At 65.7% G+C, this 15275-nt stretch carries 12 protein-coding genes; 3 read left to right on the top strand and 9 right to left on the bottom strand.

Annotated features, from left to right (window positions below):
* Positions 1–306: 306 nt before the first annotated feature.
* Entirely contained in the window at positions 307–1365 is a 1059-nt protein-coding gene (gene aroG, locus VIM95_RS20145; protein ID WP_331989311.1) for a 3-deoxy-7-phosphoheptulonate synthase AroG, read from the top strand.
* 223 nt (positions 1366–1588) lie between these two features.
* Here aroG and VIM95_RS20140 read toward each other — a convergent pair whose 3' ends face one another.
* The 5 genes from VIM95_RS20140 to VIM95_RS20120 form a co-directional block, all read right to left on the bottom strand.
* Positions 1589–2245 carry an amino acid ABC transporter permease gene (locus VIM95_RS20140; RefSeq protein WP_331989309.1) on the bottom strand — a complete coding sequence of 219 codons (657 nt, stop codon included), beginning with the start codon at positions 2243–2245 and terminating at the stop codon, positions 1589–1591.
* Between the two features lie 91 nt (positions 2246–2336).
* Positions 2337–3119, bottom strand: a complete 783-nt coding sequence (locus tag VIM95_RS20135; protein ID WP_331989307.1) for a transporter substrate-binding domain-containing protein — start codon at positions 3117–3119, stop codon at positions 2337–2339.
* An 85-nt stretch (positions 3120–3204) separates the two neighbouring features.
* Positions 3205–4356, bottom strand: coding sequence for a PLP-dependent aspartate aminotransferase family protein (locus tag VIM95_RS20130; RefSeq protein ID WP_331989305.1), 1152 nt, complete (start codon positions 4354–4356; stop codon positions 3205–3207).
* 274 nt (positions 4357–4630) lie between these two features.
* On the bottom strand, positions 4631–5998 hold the full coding sequence (locus VIM95_RS20125) for a cystathionine beta-synthase (protein WP_331989303.1): 1368 nt from the start codon (positions 5996–5998) through the stop codon (positions 4631–4633).
* A 151-nt stretch (positions 5999–6149) separates the two neighbouring features.
* A complete protein-coding gene (locus VIM95_RS20120; RefSeq protein ID WP_331989301.1) occupies positions 6150–6686 on the bottom strand; it encodes a hypothetical protein in 537 nt (178 codons plus the stop codon).
* A gap of 306 nt (positions 6687–6992) precedes the next feature.
* On the opposite strand from VIM95_RS20120, the gene VIM95_RS20115 reads away from it, so the two are divergent.
* Positions 6993–8597 (top strand): M64 family metallopeptidase, encoded by a 1605-nt coding sequence (locus VIM95_RS20115; protein WP_331989299.1) that lies wholly within the window; start codon positions 6993–6995, stop codon positions 8595–8597.
* A gap of 8 nt (positions 8598–8605) precedes the next feature.
* On the opposite strand, the gene VIM95_RS20110 is transcribed toward VIM95_RS20115, so the two are convergent.
* The 4 genes from VIM95_RS20110 to VIM95_RS20095 are packed head-to-tail and all read right to left on the bottom strand — an operon-like array spanning position 8606 to position 14253.
* Positions 8606–9745: a CaiB/BaiF CoA-transferase family protein gene (locus VIM95_RS20110; protein WP_331989297.1), complete on the bottom strand. Its 1140-nt coding sequence runs from the start codon at positions 9743–9745 to the stop codon at positions 8606–8608.
* Positions 9746–9752: 7 nt separating this feature from the next.
* On the bottom strand, positions 9753–11879 hold the full coding sequence (locus VIM95_RS20105; protein WP_331989295.1) for a 3-hydroxyacyl-CoA dehydrogenase NAD-binding domain-containing protein: 2127 nt from the start codon (positions 11877–11879) through the stop codon (positions 9753–9755).
* A gap of 11 nt (positions 11880–11890) precedes the next feature.
* Positions 11891–13096 carry an acetyl-CoA C-acetyltransferase gene (locus VIM95_RS20100; protein ID WP_331989293.1) on the bottom strand — a complete coding sequence of 402 codons (1206 nt, stop codon included), beginning with the start codon at positions 13094–13096 and terminating at the stop codon, positions 11891–11893.
* Positions 13097–13116: 20 nt separating this feature from the next.
* Positions 13117–14253 carry an acyl-CoA dehydrogenase family protein gene (locus VIM95_RS20095; protein ID WP_331989291.1) on the bottom strand — a complete coding sequence of 379 codons (1137 nt, stop codon included), beginning with the start codon at positions 14251–14253 and terminating at the stop codon, positions 13117–13119.
* 130 nt (positions 14254–14383) lie between these two features.
* Between VIM95_RS20095 and VIM95_RS20090 the strand changes: the two genes are divergently transcribed.
* The coding region (locus tag VIM95_RS20090; RefSeq protein ID WP_331989289.1) for a GlxA family transcriptional regulator at positions 14384–15275 on the top strand (892 nt) is incomplete at its 3' end.

Raw genomic sequence — 15275 nt, 5'->3', positions numbered from 1 at the left:
GCAGCAGACCCGCCAGCAGACAGCTGAGCTGGATCAGCATGCGCCACCAGGCCGGACCCATGGCGTCTCCGCCATAGGCCAGCTGCCGCCAGAGCGTCGTCACCAGGCTATACGCCGCCAGCAGGGTCCACAGGCCGGCACCCACGCCCAGCACGCCCGCCACTATCCGGTACCACATCGCGCCCTCCCCGGCCTCCGCCGTATATGCGTCACGCCTATCGTCGGCATCAAACAAAGTTATTTGCGCCGCCGCCAAGCTTACGGCTAACCTACACAGTCCCGCCAACCGATCGCAAGTAGCCCGCCATGCTGTTCCAGACCGACGACGTCCGCATCAAGGAAATCAAGGAATTACTGCCGCCCATCGCCGCGCTGGAGAAGTACCCGGCCACCGAGGTGGCGACCACCACCACCTTCAACACCCGTCAGGCCATCCACCGCATCCTGGCTGGCGAGGACGACCGCCTGCTGGTGATCGTCGGTCCCTGCTCCATCCATGACCCGGCCGCCGCGCTGGACTATGGCCGCCGCCTGTTGGCGCTGCACCAGGAGCTGGCGCATGATCTGGTGATCGTGATGCGGGTCTATTTCGAGAAGCCGCGTACCACCGTGGGCTGGAAGGGCCTGATCAACGACCCGCACCTCGACGGCAGCTTCGACATCAACAACGGCCTGCGCCTGGCGCGCAAACTGCTGCTGGACCTGAACGACATGGGCGTGCCCGCGTCGACCGAGTTCCTCGACATGATCACGCCGCAATACTTTGCCGACCTGATCAGCTGGGGCGCCATCGGTGCCCGTACCACCGAGTCGCAGGTACACCGCGAGCTGGCATCGGGCCTGAGCTGCCCGGTAGGTTTCAAGAATGGCACCGACGGCAACCTCAAGATCGCCATCGATGCCATCCGTTCGGCCAGCGTGCCACACCACTTCCTGTCGGTGACCAAGTTCGGCCACTCGGCCATTGTCGCCACCGGCGGCAATCCGGACTGCCACGTGATCCTGCGCGGCGGCAAGACCCCGAACTATGACGCCGAGCATGTGGCCGCTGCCATCAAGGACGTGGCCGCCGCCGGCCTGCCGGAAAAGATCATGGTGGACTTCAGCCATGCCAACAGCAGCAAGGACTTCCGCCGCCAGATGATCGTCGGGGAGGATGTGGCGGGTCAGATCGCTGCCGGCAACCAGGGCATCTTCGGTGTGATGATCGAGAGCCATATCAACGAAGGCCGCCAGGATCTGGTGGAAGGCCAGCCGCTCAAGTACGCCTGCAGCATCACCGATGCCTGCCTGGGCTGGGACGACAGCGCGGCCCTGCTACGTAAGCTCGCCGCTGCCGTTGCGGAACGCCGCAAGCACCGCTGAGCATCTCCAAGCGGAGCGTTGACGATTAGGCAGCGAAGGCGCCCGGGAAACCCGGGCGCTTCGTATTTACGCAATCTGAAGCGGCGGTGCCCCTAAATCTAGCCCCTCCCCTCCGCCCGCCGACGGGGAACCTCGCTACGCTCGTCAGCGCGCTCTAAAACGTCTGAGTATGTTCCACCCCATATAAAACGCCGCATCCCGCGGCGTTTTTTTTGCCCCGCACTCAGTGCGGCAAGGCCAGCTTGCGCTCCAGCCGCTTCTGACCAGCCTCCAAGAGCACGCTCAACAGCCAGTAGATGGCCGCCGCCGCGAGATAGAGCGGCAGAGGCCGGAAAGTGGTGGAGATCAGCTCCTTGGTCGCCAGCATCAGCTCGGTCACCGCGATCACCGACACCAGCGAGGTATCCTTGATCAGGCTGATCAGGGTGTTGGAGAGGCTGGGCACGGCCAGCCGCAGTGCCTGCGGCGCAATGATATGGCGCAGGGTCTGGATACGGGTCATGCCCAGGCTGGCGGCCGCCAGCCATTGCCCAGCCGGCACGCCGGTCACCGCACCGCGCAGGCTCTCCGCCAAAAAGGCGCCGGCATTGAGGCTGAGCGCCAGGGCGCCGGCGGTCAGCGGCTCGAACTGTATGCCCACGCTGGGCAGGCCGTAGTAGACCACAAAGACCTGCACCAGCAGCGGCGTACCACGAAAAGCGCTGACGTAGAGCCCCAGCAGCCGCCCCAGCCAGGCCGGCCCCAGAAGGCGCAATACCGCGACCAGGGCCGCGATCAGCAAGCCGCCCAGCATCGCCATCAAGGCGAACAAGAGCGTCTGGCCGGTGGCGCGCAGCATCACGGGCAGGGCATCGGCAAACAGGTTCAGCAGATCACTCATCAGAACGGCTCACGGGAATGAAAACCGCCGCCGCTTGCCCGGAAGACCCGGACCAGTCGGCAGCGGCATGGGTGCCTAGCGGCAGGGTAGCCTACTTGGCGGCCAGGGGCTTGCTCACATCACGCTCGAAGTACTTGATCGAGACCTTGCGGAAGGAGCCGTCGGCCTTGATATCGGCCAGCGCCTTGTCGAGCGCGGCGCCGAATTGCGGGTTGCCCTTGGGGTAGGGAATGGCGTTGCTTTCTTCCTTGCCCACCGGTGCGCCACCCTTGAGCGGCAGCTTGGTCTGCTTCACCAGGTAAGGGATCAGGAGGCTGTCGTTCAGTGCCGCATCCACCCGGCCCAGGGCCAGGTCCTGCAGGTATTCCGGCGCGCCGGGGTAGGTCTTCACTTCCACGCCTTCGACCGACTTGGCGAGCTCGGCAAAATTGCTGCCCTGCCCCACGCCCAGCTTCTTGCCCTTGAGGTCTTCCAGGCCCTTGAAATTGCGCTTGTCGTCCTTGCGCACGATCAGCTGTGCGCCCGAGTAGACGTAGGGCTGGGTGAAATCGAGCACCTCGCGGCGCTTGTCGGTAGCGGCCACCTGGTTGACGATCACATCGTACTTGCCCGCCTGCAGGCCGGCCAGGATGCCGCTCCACTCCACGGTCACGAACTCCGCCTTGACCCCCAGCTTCTTGGCCAACAGCTCGGCGATCTCCACGTCAAAGCCAGTCAGCTTGCCATCCTGCCGGTAGTTGAAGGGCGGATAGGTGCCCTCGACCGCAATCTTCAGCGAACCACGCTGCTTGACCGCGTCCAGCAGGTCGGCGGCTTGCGCGCCACCCAACAGGGCCAGCGCCAGCACAGACATCAAAAAAGTACGTTTCTGCATAACAGGTGCTCTCTTCCTCGACAGGGTTACGGGGAGACGTGGGACCGGATGCAGGGATTTCAATGCCGGAAACCCCCGTTCGATACTAGATGGCGGCCAGACCAGCCTGCAGATCGGCGATCAGGTCGTCGATATGCTCGACCCCGACCGACAGGCGCAGCAGGTTGGGGGTGATGCCGCGGCGCAGGCGGTTATCCTCGGGGATGGAGCCATGGGTCATGGCCCAGGGCAGGTTCACCAGGCTCTCCACCCCACCGAGGCTCTCGGCCAGGGTGAAGACCTTGAGTGCAGCCAGAAAACGGCGCACGCCGGCGTCGTCGGCCTGGAGCCGCAAGGTCACCACGCCGCCAAAGCCGCGCGGGTACTGGCGCCGGGCCAGCGCATGCTGCGGGTGGCTCTCCAGGCCCGGGTAGATCACGTTCTCGACCCCAGCGCGACCTTCCAGCCATTGCGCCACCGCCAGAGCATTGCTGCTGTGGCGCTGCATACGCAACGGCAGGGTGCGCAGGCCACGCAGGGCCAAAAAGCTGGAGAAAGGATCGAGCACACCGCCAACCGCGTTCTGCAGATAGCCCAACCGCTCTGCCAGTTCTGGCGTACGAACCACGGCTGCACCGCCGATCACATCCGAGTGGCCATTGAGGTACTTGGTCACCGAGTGCAGCACGATGTCCACGCCGTACTCCAGCGGACGCAGCAGGTAGGGGGTGGAGAAGGTGGCATCGGCCACGACCAGCGCCCCCACCTTGTGGGCGGCTTCTACCACGGCGGCAAGGTCGGCCACCTTGAGCAGCGGGTTAGTCGGCAGCTCCAGCCAGACCAGCTTGGTAGCCGGGGTGATGGCCTCGCGCAAGGCGGCGATATCGTCCGGCGCCACATAGCGGGTCTTCAGGCCGGCGCTACGGTTACGCACCTTCTCGAACAAGCGCCAGGCGCCGCCATAGAGATCATCCAGCGCCACGATCTCGCTGCCGGCGTCCAAGAGTTCCAGCACCGTGGACATGGCAGCAAGGCCGGAGGCGAAGGCAAAGCCGGCGGCACCCCCTTCGAGCTCGGCCAGCGCCTTTTCAAACGCGCCGCGGGTCGGGTTGCCGCTGCGAGCGTACTCATAGCCGCTGTGCTCGCCGGGGGCGCGCTGGGCATAGGTGGAGCTGGTGTAGATGGGCGGCATCACCGCGCCGGTCGGGTCCGGGCTGTAGCCGGCGTGCACGCTCAGGGTGTCGATATGTTTAGTCATCTCGTTCTTTCTCGGCGCCTGTTGGAGTTAACAAACAATGCCTAATGGAAGATTTCAGTGCCGGCGCGCGGGAAACCCGCTCGCATAACACTTGCGTTGTGCCAGACAGCGGCGCCCCTTTTTTGAGCCCCACCCCTCCCGCAGCCTTGCACGCACAGGTTCTAGGTTCGCAAGCTCACCAAGAACTCTGGCAGCCGCTCCGCCGGCGGGGAACCTCGTTACGCTCGCCAGCTCATAAATCCAATGTCAGATTCAGCACTAAGGCAGCGCCTCTTCACCGCCAGCGTTGACGCCAGTGGTTGATCAAGTCGGCCTGCGTAATCAGGCCCAGGAAGCGCCCCCGTTCAACAACAATAGCCACATGCCCATCGTTGAACACCCGCAGCAGCTTCTCGGTGCTGTCGCTTGGCGCCAGCGTCTCCAGCTCGGTACTCATGGCCTGCTTGACCGGCAGGCGGAAGTTTTCCGGCTCATCGTGCACGGCGAGCAGCAGGTCCCACTCGTCGATGATGCCGACCACCTCAGCCTCGCCTTCCACCACCGGCAGTTGCGAGACATCGTGGCGGCGCATGCGGGCGTAGGCATCGGCCAGCGACTCATCCGGCCGGCAGGTCACCGTGGCGCCCAGGTCGTGGCGGCGGGTGATCAGGTCGGTCAGATTGCCCTGCCGCGGCAGGCTCACCAGCCCCTGATCGATCAGCCAACCCTCGTTGAACTGCTTGGAGAGGTATTTGTTGCCACTGTCGCAGATAAAGGTCACCACCCGCTTGGGCTCGGTCTGTGCGCGGCAGTAGCGCAGGGCCGCGGCCACCAGGGTGCCGCTGGAGGAACCGGCCAGCACGCCCTCCACTTCCAGCAGTTGGCGGGCGGTATCTATGCTCTCTTCGTCCGAGATGCGCAGGGCGCGGCGCACTCCGCTGAAGTCGGCCATGGGCGGGATAAAGTCCTCGCCTATGCCCTCCACCCGCCAGCTGCCGGCCTCGCCGTAGCTGCCGGTCTCCACATAGTCGGCCAGCACCGAGCCGACCGGGTCGGCCAGCACGAACTCAACCTCCGGCGAGGCACGCTTGAAGAAGCGGCTCAGGCCGGTCAGCGTACCGCTGGAGCCGACGCCTACCACCACCGCATCGATAGCGTGACCCAGCTGTTGCCACAGTTCCGGCCCGGTACCGTGCTCATGCGCCGCCGGGTTGGCCGGGTTGTTGAACTGGTCGATGTAGTAGGCACCCGGGGTTTCCAGCGCCACGCGGCGGGCGTAATCCTGGTAGTACAGCGGATGGCCCTTGACCACGTCGGAGCGGGTGATGATCACCTCGGCGCCCAGCGCCTTGAGGTGGAAGATCTTCTCCAGGCTCATCTTGTCCGGCACCACCAGCTTGAGCTTGTAGCCCTTGCGCGCAGCCACCAGCGCCAGGCCCAGGCCAGTGTTGCCGGCGGTGGCTTCAACAATGGTACCGCCGGGCTGCAGCTTGCCCTCGCGCTCGGCCGCTTCGATCATGGTCAGCGCAATGCGGTCCTTGATCGAGCCGCCGGGGTTGTGGCTCTCGAGTTTGACGAACAGTTCACAGGGGCCGGTATCAAGCCGGGTCAGCTTGATGAGCGGAGTCTGGCCGATAAGGCCGAGCAGGGGATCGAACGACATGGGTACCTCGTCGGGGATAGGGAACGCGGGCCGATTGTGTCGACCCGCGCCAGCGCCCGCGCATGGCAGGCTCTGTATACCTAGACGATGGTAAGACCAGTTCTAAATTCTGAAAAGTTATTTTGAGTTATCTCGTCATGCCGATGAGGCATTACCGCTGCAGCAAGGCCCGCAACGCATCCAGGGTACGCAGCTCCTGCCGTACAAAGCGCTCGACCTCGCGTCGGCCCACCAACCCGGACAGCGGCAACTCGTCCGGCGCCAGGCCCAACGCCGCACACAGGGCCAAGGCTTCGGCATCGAAACTTACCGGCAGAGCCTGCTGCGGCAAGCGCGGCGAGGCGGTCGGGGGCAGACCGGTGGCAGCCGGGAAGGCCTGCTTGCAGGCCGCTACCGAGAGATTGTCATCCGCATCCTCGGGCGCGATCAGCAAGCCGAACTCGGGCTCCTCGGCCTCTATCATGGCCAGCAGGTCACACGCCGCCAACGGCTCGCCCACTGCCACGCAATGCTCGCTCAGCACGCCGTCCATGGGCGTCAGCACCACCTTGGTCGCCCCCGCCACCGCCAGTTTGAGCAGCGGCGTATCGGCGACAACGACGCTGCCTGCTGCAATCAGCCACTCGCTGACCACGGCCGGGTAGTCGAGGTCGTCAGGGGCGCATACGAGGTGGGTGGTGGTGCTCATGCTGTAACCAGAAAGAATGTTGTTGTCATTGTTGTGCATCCCAGCCAAGAAGGGAAGCCGGGCAATCGTGTGGTGCAGGCCGTCCGTCCGCCGGCCCCTTGTGCTGGCTGACAGCACCTAGGCTGGTAGCGGGCATCCAGCAGTACGCGCAAGCACCTTCGCCGCACCAGGGAAGACGGAGGGCATGGCTGCAGCCAGCGTGCGGATGTCCATCCTGGTGCCGTCCAAGGTATCCACTAGAACAAGGGCGGCGCTGCCAAGCGGCATCGAACCGATGCCCGATCTTGTCCAGTGAGGAGGCCTGTCATGAAGCATCTCGTCCGCGTTATCCCCGCGTTACTCTCGTTCGCCCTGGCCGGCCCGTCGGCGCTGGCCGCGGAGCAGCTCTTGCTGCGCATCAAGCAGCAAAACAGCGGCAGCCAGAGCAGCTACAGCCTGATCCATGCCGAAGCCGGCTCGTTTGCAGGCAAGCCGCAAGCCAGTACCACCAGCCAGAGCGATATTGTGCTGATAGGCCGGGATGCCAGCGGCCATGAGCTGTTCCGCAGCCGGGTGCGCAACCCAGCCGTGCTGCATGCCGAGGCCTTTGACCCGGCCAGCGGCCAGATAGCGCACGCTCAGGACGTGCTGCTGCCGCAGGCCTATTTCGAGGCCAGCCTGCCCGACCACCCGGCGCTCGACCATATCGAGCTGCAGAGCCCGCAGCTGGGCAACGAGCGCATGCAGGCCTTGCGCACGCCGCAGCGCTTTGAGAGGCAGACGCTGGACCGCGCGCTCAAGGAGGGGCGTATGCGTGCCCTGGCCACCACGGCGGTGACCAGTACCGTGCTCTATGAGAGCGGCCCCTCAGCCAACCGCATGGACATCGTGCTGATCGGCGACGGCTATACCAGTGCCGAGATGGCCAAGTGGGCCAGCGATGCCCAAAAGGTAGCCAATGGCCTCTTGGCCGACCCGCTGTTTGCCGCCCATAAGAGCGGGCTCAATATCCGCCGGGTGGACATCGCCAGCAACCAGTCCGGGGTGGATGAGCCGCTCAAGGGCCAGACCCGCGACACGGCGCTGGGCATGGTGGTGGGCTGCTACAACATAGACCGGCTGGTCTGCGCCGACGAGAACCTGGTCTACGCTGCGGTCGGCCAGGTCACAGCGGCCGATGCGCGCGACGTGATCGTGGCCATCGCCAATACCACCACCTATGGCGGCGCTGGTGGCGAGATCGCCACCATGACCATGCACGCCTCGGCCATCGAGCTGGCCCTGCACGAGATAGGCCACACCGCCTTTGCCCTGGCCGATGAGTATGACTATGGCACCTGCAATAACAGTGTGGAGCCCAGCCAGGCCAACGCCACCCGGCAAACCAGTCGCGCCAGCATCAAGTGGGGCAGCCTGATCGCCGCCAGTACCACGGTACCGACGCCGCTCAATACCTTTCCGGTCGGCACGGTGGGCCTCTTCACCGGCGCCAAATACTGTACCAGCGGGCTGTACCGGCCTACCCAGGATTCGCGCATGCGCACCCTGGGCAAGCCCTGGTATGCGGTCAACGAGCAACGCGCCAACGTGGTGTTCAGCAGCTATTCGGGCTCGGGTGGCGATACCAATCCCCCCGTGACCGCGACAGGCACCCTGGCAGCCGGTGCTGTCGCCAACCTACCCTCGGGCAGCTACCTGACCAGCAACCAGGGCGGCAACTTCCAGATCCAGCTGAGCGGGCCGGCCAATGCCGACTTCGACCTGGCGCTCTACCGCTGGAACGGCAGTGCCTGGGTCTCGGTGGCAACGGCGGCGGGGCCCAGTTCCGGAGAAACGCTCAACTATGCCGCCAGCGCGGGTTACTACTACATCGAGGTGAAGGCCTATTCCGGCTCGGGTAGCTATACCGCCGTCTATACCGCGCCCAAGTAGCGTGGCAGCTAGCCGAGGCCGGGGTCGAGCAGCGCGCTGATCTCGGCCTCGGCCAGGCCCGCCTCGCGCAGGATGGCGACACCATCCACACCGCGACCGGGCACCGGCCCAGGCTGCGGCTTGGGGTAGGCCGAGAAGCGTGGAGCAGGGGCGGCCTGCAGCACGCCGTCCCGCTCCACATACACACCGCGCGCCTGTAGCTGCGGGTGCTGCTGCGCCTCGCGCGGGCTGAGTACCGGTGCAAAGCAGGCGTCACTACCCTCCAGCAAGCCCTGCCAGTATTGCCGCGGCTGGCTGGCGAACAAGGTTTCCAGACGCAGCCGCAATGCCGGCCAGGTGCCAGGATCATAGGGTTGGGCAAAGTCCGGCTCATCCGCCAGCCCCAGCTTTTGCAAGAGCAGGCCGTAGAACTGCGGCTCCAGTGCGCCGACGCTGATATGGCCGCCGCAGGCGCAGCGGTAGCTGCCATACCAGTGCGGACCATCGAGGAGGCCCTGGCCGCGCGCCTCGGGCAGTTGCCCGGCCGACTGCAGCGAGAGCAGCAGATTCATGAGGTTGGCGCTGCCATCGAGCACGGCGGCGTCCACCACCTGGCCCTGCCCGCTGGCACGCGCCTGCAGCAGCGCTGCCAGGATGCCCATAGCCAGATAGAGCGCACCACCGCCCAAGTCGCCCACCAGGGTGGGCGGTGCCAAGGGTGGGCTGCCGGGCTGGCCGGCGTACCAAAGCGCGCCGGAGAGGGCGATATAGTTGAGGTCATGCCCTGCCGTCTGGGCCATGGGGCCATCCTGTCCCCAACCGGTCATGCGGCCGTAGACCAGGCTTGGCTTATGGGCGAGACAAACCTCGGGCCCCAGGCCCAGCCGCTCCATCACGCCGGGCCGCATGCCTTCGATCAGCACATCGGCGCTGGCCAGGAGTGCCAATACCGCCGCCACCGCCTCGGGCTGCTTGAGGTCCAGCACCAGCGAGCGCTTGCCGCGGTTGTAGATGGCGTGCCGGCCCAGCGAGAGCGGCTCGCCCGCCTTGCTGCCGGCGCGTTCGATCAGGATGACCTCGGCCCCCATATCGGCCAGCAACATGCCGCAAAAGGGCGCCGGCCCCAGGCCGGCGAGCTCGATGACGCGTACCCCCGCGAGCGGTCCCATGGCAGCCTCAGCGCGGGTAGAAGCGGCGACCTTCGGCCGCCATCTGGCTAAGCAGCGCCGGTGGCGCAAAGCGCGGTCCATGCTGCGCTGCCAGCCGCTCGCACTGGGCCAGGAAGGCCGGAATACCCTGTCCCTGGATATGCGACAGCGGCCCACCGCGGAAAGCCGGGAAGCCCCACCCCAAGATGGCGCCCACGTCGGCATCGCGCGGCGCGGTCAGGACGTTCTCTGCCAGGCAATGGGCGGTCTCCACCGCCTGTACCGCGATCAGCCGCTCGATCAGCGCGCCAACCTCGGGCTGCAACGCAGCGACCGGAAAGACCTCGGCCAGGCCCGGCCAGAGCCGTTTTTTGGCGTCCGCCGGGTAGTCGTAGTAGCCCAGCCCCACCTTACGCCCCAAGCGCCCCAGCCCCACCATGCGCTCGGCCACTTCCTCGCCCGGCCTTGCCTGATAGGCCGCCCCCAGGTCCTGGCGGGCCTGCTTGGCAATCTTGTAGACGAGCTCGCTCGACACCTCGTCGGTCAGCGCCAGGGGGCCGACCGGCATGCCGGCCAGCAAGCCGGCCTGCTCGATCAGCGCCGGCGCCACGCCCTCGGCCAGCATGGCCAAGCCCTCCAGCACGTAGCTGGAAAATACCCGGCTGGTATAGAAGCCACGGCTGTCGTTGACCACGATGGGGGTCATGCCCAGCGCCTGCACATAGTCCAGCGCCTCGGCCAGGGTGGCCTCGCTGGTCTGCCGGCCCACGATCACCTCCACCAGCGGCATCTTGTCGACCGGAGAGAAGAAATGCAGGCCGATAAAACGCTCGGGCCGGCTGCTGGCTTCGGCCAGGCCGGAGATCGGTAGAGTCGAGGTATTGGAGGCGAACAGCGCATCCGGCCCCAACACCGCCTCGCTCAAACGGGTCACCTCGGCCTTGATGGCCCGATCCTCGAACACCGCCTCGATCACCAACTCGGCGCCGGCCAGGGCTGCGTAGTCGCTCGTGGTGGTGATGCGCGCCAACAGGGCCTCGCCCTTTTCCGCCGGCAGACTACCGCGTTGCAGCTGCTTCTCGACCAGCTTGCGGCTGTAGTCCTTGCCACGCTCGGCGGCCTCCAGGCTGGTATCGAGCAGCACCACCTGCAGTCCCGCCTTGGCGCTGACATAGGCAATGCCCGCCCCCATCATGCCGGCACCGAGCACCGCAATCTTGCCGTAGCGGCGCTTGGGCACGCCGGCTGGCCGGCCGGCCAGCTTGTTGGCCTCGCTCATGCTGAAGAACAAGGTACGCACCATGGCCTTCGCCTCTGCCGAGAGCACCGCCTGCACAAAGTAGCGCGCCTCGGTGGCGAGGCCGGTATCGATATCGGTGATCAGGCCCTCGTAGACACAGGAGAGTATCCAGGCCGGTGCCGGGTAGTTGCCATAGGTCTTCTGCCGCAGCATGGCGTTGGCCGCCATGAAGAGCTGCTGCACGGCCGGGCTGCTGACCGCCCCACCGGGAGTCTTGTAGCCCTTCACGTCCCAAGGTTGTTGCGCCGCCTGGCGGCCGTCGCCCAGCAACCAGGCGCGGGCAGCGGCGACCTCCTCACCGGCCGGCACCACGGCATGCAGGATGCCAGCCTTGAGCGCCTCGGCCGGCTTGAGCCGCTTGCCTTCCAACAGGAGCGGCAAGGCGGCCTGGATGCCGATCAAGCGCGGCAGGCGCTGGGTACCGCCACCGCCGGGCAAGAGGCCCAAAGTGACTTCCGGCAGCGCCAGGCGGGCTTTGGGATTATCGGCTGCCACCCGGTAGTGGCCGGCCAGTGCCACCTCCAGGCCGCCGCCCAGGGCCGAGCCCGGCAGGGCCATGGCGACCGGCTTGCCGCAGCTCTCCAGCCGACGCAGAGCGCGCTGCAGCGCGCGGGTCTGTTCAAACAGCACGGCGGCGTCATCGCTGGCTTGGAGCCAGGCAAGGTCACCGCCAGCAATAAAGTCGGCCTTGGCCGAGGTGATCAAGATGCCCTGCACTGCCGCATCTTCGGTGGCCTGCGCGATAGCGGAGATAAAGGCGGTGCAACTCTCGGCATTGAGCACGTTTTGGCCGCGCTCGGCCATGTTCCAACTAAGGGTGGCGATGCCGTCCTGGTCCAGTGTGTAATCGATCATGACGCCCTCCCTCAGAGCCGCTCAATTATTGTTGCCGTGCCCATGCCGGCACCGACACACAGCGTGGCCAGGCCGGTAGCCACACCGCGCCGCTCCATCTCGTCCAGCAGGGTGCCCAGGATCATGGCGCCGGTCGCACCCAAGGGGTGGCCCATGGCAATGGCGCCACCGTTGACGTTGATCTTGTCGTGCGGGATGTCCATGACCGCCATAAAGCGCAGCACTACCGAGGCAAAGGCTTCGTTCAATTCATAAAGGTCGATATCAGCGGCATGCATGCCCGCGCGCTTGAGTGCCTTCTCCGCGGCATAGCTCGGGCCGGTCAACATGATGGAGGGTTCCGAACCGATGCTGGCAAAGGCGCGGATGCGCGCGCGGGGCTTCAGCCCAGCCCGCTCGCCCGCCTCGAGGCTGCCTATCAACACCGCGGCGGCGCCGTCGACGATGCCTGAGCTATTGCCGGCGTGATGCACATGCTCGATACGCTCCAACTCCGGGTAGCGCTGGCGGATCACGGCATCGAAACCATAGTTCTCGCCCAGCTCGGCAAAGACCGGCTTGAGCTGGGCCAGGGATGACAAGGTGGTCTGCGGCCGGATCAGCTCGTCGCGATCGAGGATGGTGAGGCCACTCCCATCGCGTACCGGCACCAGGCTGCCCTGGAACCAGCCGGCTTGCGTCGCCGCATGGGCGCGGCGGTGGCTTTCCACCGCGTAGGCGTCGACTGCGCTGCGGCTATAGCCCCACTTGGTGGCGATGGTGTCAGCCGAGACGCCCTGCGGCACAAAGTAGTGCTTGATCGCCACTTGCGGGTCGACCGCCCAGGCGCCACCACTGGCGCCCATGGGTACCCGCGACATGCTCTCCACCCCGCCACCGATGGCAAAGGTCGCCTGGCCGGCCATGACCTGAGCGGCCGCCATATTGCAGGCCTCGAGGCCAGAGGCGCAGAAGCGGTTGATCTGCACCCCGGCCACGCTCTGCGCGTAGTCCGCCGCCAGCACCGCGATGCGACCTATACAGGCCCCCTGTTCTCCCACCGGCTCCACGCAGCCCAGCACCACGTCGTCCACCAGAGAGGTATCGAGCCCGTTGCGCTCGCGCAGTGCTCGCAGCACCGTCTCGGCCAGCCGTACCGGCGTCACGCCGTGCAAGCCACCATCTTTTTTACCTTTGCCGCGCGGTGTGCGCACCGCATCGTATATGTAAGCCTCCATGGCTCCTCCTGGTTTTGTCCTTACAGGCCGCGCGAGATCAGTTCCTTCATGATCTCGTTGGTGCCGCCATAGATCTGCTGCACCCGGGCGTCGGCCCAGGCGCGGGTGATGGGGTACTCCCACATATAGCCGTAGCCGCCGTGCAGCTGCACACAGCGGTCCATGACCTTGAACTGCAGGTCGGTGGTCCAGTACTTGGCCATGGAGGCAGTCTCGGCGTCGAGCTGGTCGGCGAGTTTGAGCTCCAGGCACTTGTCGACGAAGACACGGGCGATCTGCACCTCGGTCTTCAGTTCGGCCAGGTTATGGCGGCTGACCTGGAAGTCGATCACCGCCTTGCCGAAAGCCTTGCGCTCGCGGGTATAGGCCAGGGTCCACTCCAGCGCCGCCTCGGCCGCCGCCACCGCGCCCACGGCGATCTGCAACCGCTCCCAGGGCAGCTCCTGCATCAGGTAGGCAAAACCACGATTCTCCTCGCCCAAGAGGTTGCCCACCGGTACACGGACGTTGTCGAAGAACAGCTCGGCCGTGTCCTGCGCCTTCATGCCGGCCTTCTTGAGCCGCTTGCCCTTGCTGAAGCCGGCCATGGTGCTATCGACCAGGAACAGGCTGGTACCCTTGGCGCCGCCCTCGGGGGTGGTGCGCGCCACCACGATCACCAGGTCGGCATGCCAGCCATTGGTGATAAAGGTCTTGGAGCCATTGAGGACATAGTGCTCGCCATCGCGCACCGCCGTGGTCTTGATGCCCTGCAGGTCGGAGCCGGCGCCCGGCTCGGTCATGGCGATGGCGCCTATCATCTCGGCACTGGCAAGCTTGGGCAGGTAGTACTGCTTCAGCGCCTCGCTGCCGTAGTGCAGGATGTAGGGCGCCACGATCTCTGAATGCAGACCGAAGCCGAGACCGGTTGCGCCATTGCGGTACAGCTCTTCGATCAAGACCGTGCTGTAGCGGATATCCGCTCCGGCGCCACCATAGGCCTCGGGCATGCTGGCGCAGTGGTAGCCGGCCTCGGCCGCCTTCAGCCAGATATCCCGGTCCACATAGCCTTGCTCCTCCCAACGCTCGTGCTGGGGCAAGGCTTCCTGCTGCAAAAAGCGGCGTACGCTGTCACGGAAGGTTTCGTGTTCCTCATCGAACAGGCTGCGGGCAATCATGGCGGGGCTCCGTTGTCTCGATCGGTATCTTGGTATGGTCGGATTGCGCTATTTGAGCAAGACGTAAACAATCCGTGTTGATGCCAAACGCCAAATTCATGACATGAACCGCCACGCACCAATGCCCCGCGTGCGAGTCGCCATCCTACTGCCGCATCGGGTATTTGCCGGCTATGTCTTCCTCACCCAGGAACTGCTGCTGCTCGCCGGCACCATGAAGGCCCGCAGCCGCGATGTATCCGCAAGCCGGCTGTTCGATATCGATCTCCTGTCCTACAACGGCCATCCAGTCAGCAATGTCGGCGGCACGCCCATTCAGGCCACCGCAGCGCTATCGGCCACCGATGAGCATGAGGTGGTGATCATCCCCGGCCAGTTCATGCCTGAACCCGAGGCCAGCGAAGAGGATGCGCGCTTCGGCGCCTGGCTGCGCCGCCGTTACGAGGCAGGCGCAGTACTGCTGGGGCTCAACGCCGCGCCGCTCATGGCCAAGGCCGGCCTCTTGGACGGTCATGCCGCCACCGGCCTGCCCAGCGAGCGGGCACTGTTTGCCCGCCACTTCCCCGAGGTACGCTATACCCCGCAGCAGGCCATGGTGGTGGACGGCAGGCTGATCACGGTCAGCGGGGTCAACCCGGCGGTGGATGCCTGCGCCTATGTGATAGACCGCTGCTTTGGTGCCGGCGTGTCGCAGCGGCTGCTGCGGCTGGCACTGACCCAGTCGCTACCGTCCTACGAGCACATGGTGGTCTGGGCGGCACAGTACAAGCAGCACGGCGACGCGCCCATACTGGCGGTGCAGGAGATCATCCAGCGCGATCTGGCCCAGCTACCGTCACTGGGCGAGCTGGCCCGCCAGGCCAGCCTGAGCGAGCGCAGCCTGTCACGCCGCTTTGCGGCCGCTACCGGCATGAATCTGCGGCAGTACGTGGCCGGCTTGCGGCTGGAGCTGGCGGCCTTTCTGCTGCGCACCAGCCGGCTGGGCCTGGTACAGATTGCCGATGAATGCGGCTATGGCAGCG

Source organism: Chitinimonas sp. (genome assembly GCF_036568685.1).
Classification (GTDB): Bacteria; Pseudomonadota; Gammaproteobacteria; order Burkholderiales; family Chitinimonadaceae; genus Chitinimonas.
This window is presented reverse-complemented; position numbering and strand designations above follow the sequence as displayed.

Excerpts from the sequence above, each read along its gene's own strand:
- aroG (WP_331989311.1), top strand. The coding sequence starts at position 307 with ATGCTGTTCCAGACCGACGACGTCCGCATCAAGGAAATCAAGGAATTA.
- VIM95_RS20140 (WP_331989309.1), bottom strand. The coding sequence starts at position 2,245 with ATGAGTGATCTGCTGAACCTGTTTGCCGATGCCCTGCCCGTGATGCTG.
- VIM95_RS20135 (WP_331989307.1), bottom strand. The coding sequence starts at position 3,119 with ATGCAGAAACGTACTTTTTTGATGTCTGTGCTGGCGCTGGCCCTGTTG.
- VIM95_RS20130 (WP_331989305.1), bottom strand. The coding sequence starts at position 4,356 with ATGACTAAACATATCGACACCCTGAGCGTGCACGCCGGCTACAGCCCG.
- VIM95_RS20125 (WP_331989303.1), bottom strand. The coding sequence starts at position 5,998 with ATGTCGTTCGATCCCCTGCTCGGCCTTATCGGCCAGACTCCGCTCATC.
- VIM95_RS20120 (WP_331989301.1), bottom strand. The coding sequence starts at position 6,686 with ATGAGCACCACCACCCACCTCGTATGCGCCCCTGACGACCTCGACTAC.
- VIM95_RS20115 (WP_331989299.1), top strand. The coding sequence starts at position 6,993 with ATGAAGCATCTCGTCCGCGTTATCCCCGCGTTACTCTCGTTCGCCCTG.
- VIM95_RS20110 (WP_331989297.1), bottom strand. The coding sequence starts at position 9,745 with ATGGGACCGCTCGCGGGGGTACGCGTCATCGAGCTCGCCGGCCTGGGG.
- VIM95_RS20105 (WP_331989295.1), bottom strand. The coding sequence starts at position 11,879 with ATGATCGATTACACACTGGACCAGGACGGCATCGCCACCCTTAGTTGG.
- VIM95_RS20100 (WP_331989293.1), bottom strand. The coding sequence starts at position 13,096 with ATGGAGGCTTACATATACGATGCGGTGCGCACACCGCGCGGCAAAGGT.
- VIM95_RS20095 (WP_331989291.1), bottom strand. The coding sequence starts at position 14,253 with ATGATTGCCCGCAGCCTGTTCGATGAGGAACACGAAACCTTCCGTGAC.